This window comes from Lentzea sp. NPDC060358 (assembly GCF_042725365.1).
Lineage (GTDB): Bacteria > Actinomycetota > Actinomycetes > Mycobacteriales > Pseudonocardiaceae > Lentzea.
The window spans coordinates 1-6,925 of sequence record NZ_JBHXCW010000332.1 but is presented as its reverse complement, the minus strand read 5'-3'; the positions used below and the strand labels follow the sequence as shown (position 1 = coordinate 6,925).

Here is a 6,925-nt window from a genome sequence, read left to right as displayed (position 1 = left end):
GGTCGACGTCGTCTCCTGGACCAACCCGAATAACGCGCCGGACCTACCGGTCCCGCTCGCGCTGCTGCCCGACGCGGGCGCCGGGTACGCCGGTCGCCCCGGCCTGCGCGGGCACCGCGCGGGCGAGCACTTCGCGCCCGCGCTGACCGTCACGTCGTCCTCCGCCGAGGGCGGCGTCTTCCGGTACGCCGCGTCGGACGAGGCCGCCGAGCTGACGGTGAGCGGCACGGTCGAGCTGCTGGCGTCCGGCATGCTCCGCCTGCGGCACGTCGTCCGCAACGACGGCACGACGCCGTACGCGCTGGAGGGCCTGGAGACCGCGCTCCCGGTTCCCGCCCAGGCCACCGAACTCCTCGACTTCACCGGCCGCTGGAGCCGTGAGCGCGCGCCGCAGCGGCAGGCGCTGCAGTTCGGCTCGTGGGTGCGGGAAAGCCGGCGCGGGCGCACCGGGCACGACGCGACCATCGGGTTGCTGGCCGGCACGCCGGGGTTCTCGTTCCGCGACGGCGAGGTGTGGGCGGTCCACGTGGCGTGGAGCGGCAACCACGTGACGTACGCGGAGAACCTGGTCGACGGCCAGCCTGTGCTGGGGGGCGGCGAGTTGCTGCTGCCGGGCGAGATCGTCCTCGAACCGGGCCAGGAGTACGAGTCGCCGTGGCTCTACGCGGCCTACTCCCCCGAGGGCGTCGACGGCATCAGCGCGGCGTTCCACCGGCAGCTGCGGGAGCGGTCGCTGCGCCCGCGCCCGGTCGTGCTGAACACGTGGGAGGCCGTGTACTTCGACCACGACCTCGCGCGCCTGACGTCGCTCGCCGACACCGCCGCCGCGATGGGCGTCGAGCGGTTCGTGCTCGACGACGGCTGGTTCCGCCACCGCCGCGACGACACCGCGGGCCTGGGCGACTGGTACGTCGACGAGACCGTGTGGCCGGACGGACTCACGCCGTTGATCAAGCACGTCCGCGCGCTGGGCATGGAGTTCGGGCTCTGGTTCGAGCCGGAGATGGTCAACACGGACTCCGACCTCTACCGCGCCCACCCGGACTGGGTGCTCGGGCCGCGTCCCGGTGTGCTGCCGCCCCCGTCGCGCAACCAGCAGGTGCTCAACATCGCGCACCCGGACGCCTACGCGTACATCCTCGAACGCGTGTCGTCGGTGCTGGCGGACAACGACATCGCGTTCGTGAAGTGGGACCACAACCGCGACCTGATCGGCTCGCGCGTGCACGAGCAGACCGCCGCCTACTACCGGCTGCTCGACGAGCTGCGCTCGCGGCACCCGCACGTGGAGATCGAGAGCTGCTCGTCCGGCGGCGGGCGGATCGACCTCGGCGTGCTCGACCGCACCGACCGCGTGTGGACGTCGGACTGCAACGACGCCCTGGAACGCCAGCTGATCCAGCGGTGGACCGGGGTGTTCCTGCCGCCCGAGCTGATGGGCGCGCACGTCGGCCCGACGAAGTCGCACACGACCGGGCGAGTGCACGACCTCTCGTTCCGCGTCGCGGCGGCGCTGTTCGGGCACTTCGGCATCGAGTGGGACATCAACTCGGCCACCGACGAGGAACGCGCCGGCCTGCAGGCCTCGATCGAGTACTACAAGGACGTGCGTTCGCTGGTGCACACCGGAACCGTCGTGCACTCCGACCACCCGGACCCGGCGGCGTGGGTGCACGGCATCGTGGCCGCCGACCGGTCCGAGGCGCTGTTCGGCTACGTCCAGCTCACGACCTCGACGCAGAACAAGCCGCGCCGCGTCCGGTTGCCGGGGCTCGACCCGCAGCGAACGTACCGGTTGTCGTTCGACGCGCCCGCCGGGCGTCCCACGCTGACCCAGCGGGGTCCCGGGCGCTGGGAACCGCTGGAGCTGCCCGGTTCCGTGCTCTCGGACGTCGGCGTGCAACTGCCGGTCCTGGAACCGGAGCAGGCGGTCCTGCTGCGCCTGAGGTAGGGCGAAGCCCCGGCGAGGGGTTCTCGCCGGGGCTTCCCTCTCCCCTGTTACCGGCCGGCGCGACTTCCGTCGGCCTTGGTGGCCCACCACTTGCCGCCAACGCCCTGCCCGTTGGCTTCACCGCACACCCCGTCCCCTGCGAACAGGTACTGCGGCCACCCCGCGATGGTGAGCTGCTTCTTCCCGTCCCGCTCGATCGTTCCCACGAGCGCGGAGTCCACGCCCTGCACCTGGAACCCCTCGCTGACGAAGGCGGGCGGCCACTGCTGCGCGCACTGCCCCTGGCAGGTGCTGACCGACGGGTCCGCGGAGTCGTCGTCGAAGCGGTAGAGCGTCATGCCGTCGGCGTCGGTGGCGATGACGCCGAGATCGGCGACGGTCGCGCTGGTGAGTGCGATCGCCTTGTTCTGCAGAGCTTTCTTGCCGTCGGTGGCCGTGGCGAACCACTTCGCCACCGTGGCCCCCTTGGCCTCACCGGGCCTGGTGTCGTTCTTGAACGTGTACTGCGGCCAGTTGGCCACGGTGAGCTGCTTCTTGCCGTCCTTGCGCGTGATGGTGCCGAGCAGCTTCGGGTCGACCCCCTTCACCCGCGGCTGGCCGCCCTCCACGAGGACGGGCGGCCAGGTCTGCGCGCACCCGCCGTCGCAAGTGGACACCGGCGGCTGCGCCGTGTCGCCGTCGAACCGGTAGAGCGTCAGGCCGGCGTTGTTGGTCAGCACCGCGCCGAGGCCGGAGATCACGCCGGTGCGGGCGGTGAGCTGCGTGCGTTCACCGGACTCGCCGGTGGCGAACCACTTGCCCTGCAGGCCCTGCCCCTTGGTCTCGCCGGGCTTGGCGTCCTTGGCGAACCGGTACTGCGGCATGCCGTCGACGGTGAGCTGGCGGCTGCCGTCCTCGCGGACGATGCTCCCGATCGCCGCGACGCCCTCGGCCGAGAAGTTCTCGCCCGCGACCGTGGCCGGCGGCCAGGTCGCGGCGCACTCACCGTCGCAAGTGGACACGTTCGGCCGGTCGCCGTCGAACCGGTAGAGCGTGAAGCCCCCGGCGTCGGTGACGACCGGGCCGAGGTCCTCGATCTGCGCGATCTTCAGCGCCACCACGCCGTCCTGCTGCTGCTGCTGCGCGACCGGCTTGCTCTCCGGCGTGCCGGTGCAGGCGGTCAGCGAGATCAACCCCAGTGCGACGGCTGCGACGCTCTTGCGGATCATCCCCGGCCTCCTGGCTCGTGCCCTCCGATGCACACCACACGCAGAGCGGACCGGAACGGTTCAAACGAATTCCTAGAACATCGCGCGCTTCACCGCGGGCACCGCCGACGCCGTCCTGAGCACGGTCCGGAAGACGGTGCGCGAGAAGGGGCTCCCCTCCGCGAACTGCTTGGCAGCGCGCAGTGAGTCGCGCACGGCCGCGAAGCCGTAGTCGTACATCTCGGCCTCGTAGGCGCGGATGCCGTCGAGGCCGCTCTCGGCGAGCTTGCGCGCGAGCAACTGCGCGTCCCGCAACGCCACGTTGGCACCGATACCGCGCATCGGGGTCATCGCGTGGATGGCGTCGCCGAGCAACGTGACGTTCGTGCTCCCCCAGCGTTCGATGGGCTTCGACGACCTGATGCGCCACTGACTGACCGTGTCCGGGTCCGTCGACCGCACGATCCGTTGCAGGTCCGGACTCCACTGGGCGATCCGGCGCAACACGGCCTGTTGCAACCCCTCGCTCAGATCGAGGTCGTTCGCCGCGTACGCCCACATCAGGTACGGACGCGTGTTGTCGAACAAGACCCCGTCTGCGTCCGTGTGCCCGAGCCCGTCGTGGCTGGCCAGGAACATCCCGCACCTGCTCGTCGGGACGATCGTGTTGGCCCGTTCGAGGAGAGCACGCGGGATCCAGTCGTGGTCGTCGAGGAAGAGCTTGCCCGCCACCGCGGTGACGCCGACCTCCTCGGTGCCCGCGTGCGGCAGGTACTGCTCGCGCACGCGGGACCGGATGCCGTCGGCGCCGACGAGCACGTCGCACCCGGCGGTCGTGCCGTCCTCGAAGTGCAACGTGATGCCGTCGCCCTGCTCGTAGCGCTCGAACCGCTTGCCGAACCGCACGTCCAGCCCGTCGAGCAGCACCTGCCGGAGCGTGATCCGGCTGGCCGAGTAGTGCTTCTCCGCCTCCGGTTCGAGCACCAGCAGGGGCTTGAGCTGCTCGGTCAGGAAGCCGAACCCGTTGCCGCCGGTGCCCGCGCTCCGTTCGAACCGCTCCCACCCGGCCGCCGGTAAACACTCCCGCAACGCGGCGGCACCGTCCGGGTTGATGTGCACCCGATACCCCTGCAGGCGGTCCGTGCGCGAGAGCTCGCGCTCGTACACCGCCACGTCCACGCCGGCCCGGCGCAACCCGTGCGCCAGGCACAGCCCGCCGATTCCCCCACCCACCACAGCGATTCTCATGCCGCTAAGTTTCAACCGTACGGTTGATTAAGTCAACTCATTGGTTGATAAAGGACCGTCGGCTACCGTGTGGCGGTGGATCAACGCCGCTCTCCCAGTGCCTCGGAACGCAAGCGCGACCCGGAACGCACGCGGGCCCTGCTGATCGAGGCGGCCGCGGCGGAGTTCGGCGCGAAGGGGTACGCGGCCACGCGCACGACGGACATCGCGGCGCGGGCAGGCGTGAACAAACAGCTGATCTCGTACTACTTCGGCGGCAAAGAGGGTCTCTACAAGGAGATCGCGACGAGCTGGCACACCACGGCGGCCGAGATGGCGAGCACCGCGCAGCCGCTCGACCAGGTGCTGGCGGGCTTCGTGCAAACGACGCTCACCGACCATGGCCGCCTGTGGGCGTGGGCGAACCTGGCCGGGGACAGCCCGACCGTCGACGAGGCGTTCCTGCGCAGCCAGGTCGACCAGTTGCGCGACCGGCAGGAGGCGGGCGAACTGCCGGCGGACCTCGACCCCGGTTTCCTGCTGCTGGCGCTGATGGCGGCGGCCTCCGCGCCGCTGACCCTGCGGCAGACCGCGGGCCAGATCACCGGCGAGGACCCGGCAACGCCCGAGTTCGCCGCGAGGTACGCGGACCAGCTCGCACTGCTGGTGCGGCACCTGTCCGGCCGCGCCTGATCCCGAGCCGGCGGGACGGTCACGCGCCGGCGGGCTTCTCCTCGAGCACCTGCTTCAGGCCCTTGAACCCGCCGCGCATCATCAGGTCGTGGTTGCCGCGGAAGAACGGCTTCGCGATCAGCACCAGGCGCCGCAGCAGCGCCTTGTTGACGACGACCTCCTGGTCGAACATCAGGTCCGTGCCGCCGTCCCTGCCGATGATCTCCCAGCTCGCGAAGCCCTCGAGATCACCGGACAGCGTCGCGCGCAGCAGGCCGGCCTGCTGGTTCCGGATGCTGTGGCGTACCTGCACGACGAGGTCGAACGGGAGGAACGAGCGGCAGTGCAGCTCGCCCGTCTCGTCGTCGATCCTCCTGGCCGACCGGACCTCGTGCCACCACTTCGGGTAGTTCGCGATGTCGGACAGCACCTCGTACACGGCGTCAGGAGACGCGGCAATGTGCCACACGCTGTGGAAGCGATAGCGGTTGAGTGACACGGCCACCATCATCCCGGATACCTCGTCCGAGTGACAGCAAACCGATAGAACTCACAGGTGACCGCGATTCCTCACGGCGTGTACTACGGCTCTAGCGGGACTCGAGCGTCCCACTAGGCCGTCCGTGTTCACTTGCCGGTGAGCTGAGGAAGCCGTTCCAGGGCCCGCAACCAACCGGCAGCCACGACGCGGCGGAGTGCCTGCTCCGTCGAGTCGAGCACCTCTACGAGGCTGAAGGGGTGCGCTGAGGGCTCCTCGCGTGATGCCCGAAGGATCTCGCGGTGGGCCAGCGCGTCGAGTGGGATCATCACCCTGCTGCCGACACCTCCTCGTTCTCGAGCACCTGCAGCAAGAACTGCCCCGTGTAGCTCTTCTCGACCTCGGAGACCTGCTCGGGTGTGCCCTCTGCCACGACCATACCTCCGCCGGAGCCCCCTTCGGGACCCATGTCGACGATCCAGTCGGACGTCTTGATGACGTCGAGATTGTGCTCGATGACGATGACGGTGTTCCCCTTGTCCACCAAGCCGTTGATCACGCCCAGCAGCTTGCGGATGTCCTCGAAGTGCAGGCCCGTCGTGGGCTCGTCGAGGATGTAGACCGTCTTGCCCGTCGACCGCTTCTGCAGCTCCGACGCGAGCTTCACGCGCTGCGCCTCGCCGCCGGACAGCGTCGGCGCCGGCTGCCCGAGCCGCACGTAGCCGAGGCCGACCTCGACCAGCGTCTTCAGGTGGCGGTAGATCGCGTTGATCGGCTCGAAGAAGGTCGCGGCCTCCTCGATCGGCATGTCGAGGATCTCGGAGATCGTCTTGCCCTTGTAGTGCACTTCCAGCGTCTCGCGGTTGTACCGCGCGCCCTTGCAGACCTCGCAGGGGACGTAGACGTCCGGCAGGAAGTTCATCTCGATCTTGATGGTGCCGTCGCCCGCGCACGCCTCGCAGCGGCCGCCCTTGACGTTGAACGAGAACCGGCCGGGCTGATAGCCGCGCACCTTCGCCTCCATCGTCTCCGCGAAGAGCTTGCGGACATGGTCGAAGACGCCGGTGTACGTGGCCGGGTTGGACCGGGGCGTACGGCCGATGGGCGACTGGTCGACGTGGACCACCTTGTCGACCGGGTCGTCGCCGTCGACCCGGGTGTGGCGGCCGGGGACCGACTTCGCGCCGTTCAGCTCCCGGGCCAGGTGGGTGTAGAGGATGTCGTTGACCAGCGTCGACTTCCCGGAGCCCGAGACGCCGGTGACGGCGGTGAGCACCCCGAGCGGGAAGGAGACGTCGATGTCCCGGAGGTTGTTCTCCCTGGCGCCGTGCACCGTGAGCCGGCGCTCCGGGTCCACCGGGCGGCGGATGTCGGGCGTCGGGATCGACTTCCTGCCGTTCAGGTACTGGC

5 protein-coding genes and 1 pseudogene are annotated in these 6,925 nt (G+C 69.8%); 2 read left to right on the top strand and 4 right to left on the bottom strand.

Annotated features, from left to right (window positions below):
• Positions 1-1,951 (top strand): alpha-galactosidase (locus tag ACFWGZ_RS38040; RefSeq protein ID WP_382456446.1); only part of this gene is annotated, 1,951 nt, incomplete at its 5' end.
• Between the two features lie 47 nt (positions 1,952-1,998).
• Here the strand turns inward: ACFWGZ_RS38040 and ACFWGZ_RS38035 are convergent.
• Positions 1,999-3,159, bottom strand: a complete 1,161-nt coding sequence (locus tag ACFWGZ_RS38035) for a hypothetical protein (RefSeq protein ID WP_382456445.1) — start codon at positions 3,157-3,159, stop codon at positions 1,999-2,001.
• Positions 3,160-3,231: 72 nt separating this feature from the next.
• The gene (locus tag ACFWGZ_RS38030) at positions 3,232-4,386 is read right to left on the bottom strand and encodes an FAD-dependent oxidoreductase (protein ID WP_382456444.1); all 1,155 of its coding nucleotides are present in this window, start codon (positions 4,384-4,386) and stop codon (positions 3,232-3,234) included.
• A 75-nt stretch (positions 4,387-4,461) separates the two neighbouring features.
• On the opposite strand from ACFWGZ_RS38030, the gene ACFWGZ_RS38025 reads away from it, so the two are divergent.
• The gene (locus tag ACFWGZ_RS38025; protein ID WP_382456443.1) at positions 4,462-5,058 is read left to right on the top strand and encodes a TetR/AcrR family transcriptional regulator; all 597 of its coding nucleotides are present in this window, start codon (positions 4,462-4,464) and stop codon (positions 5,056-5,058) included.
• A gap of 19 nt (positions 5,059-5,077) precedes the next feature.
• Here ACFWGZ_RS38025 and ACFWGZ_RS38020 read toward each other — a convergent pair whose 3' ends face one another.
• Together ACFWGZ_RS38020 and ACFWGZ_RS38015 are read right to left on the bottom strand one after the other, a co-directional pair.
• Positions 5,078-5,545, bottom strand: coding sequence for an SRPBCC family protein (locus ACFWGZ_RS38020; RefSeq protein WP_382456442.1), 468 nt, complete (start codon positions 5,543-5,545; stop codon positions 5,078-5,080).
• 298 nt (positions 5,546-5,843) lie between these two features.
• Positions 5,844-6,925, bottom strand: a pseudogene (locus ACFWGZ_RS38015) (excinuclease ABC subunit A); the annotation flags it as partial.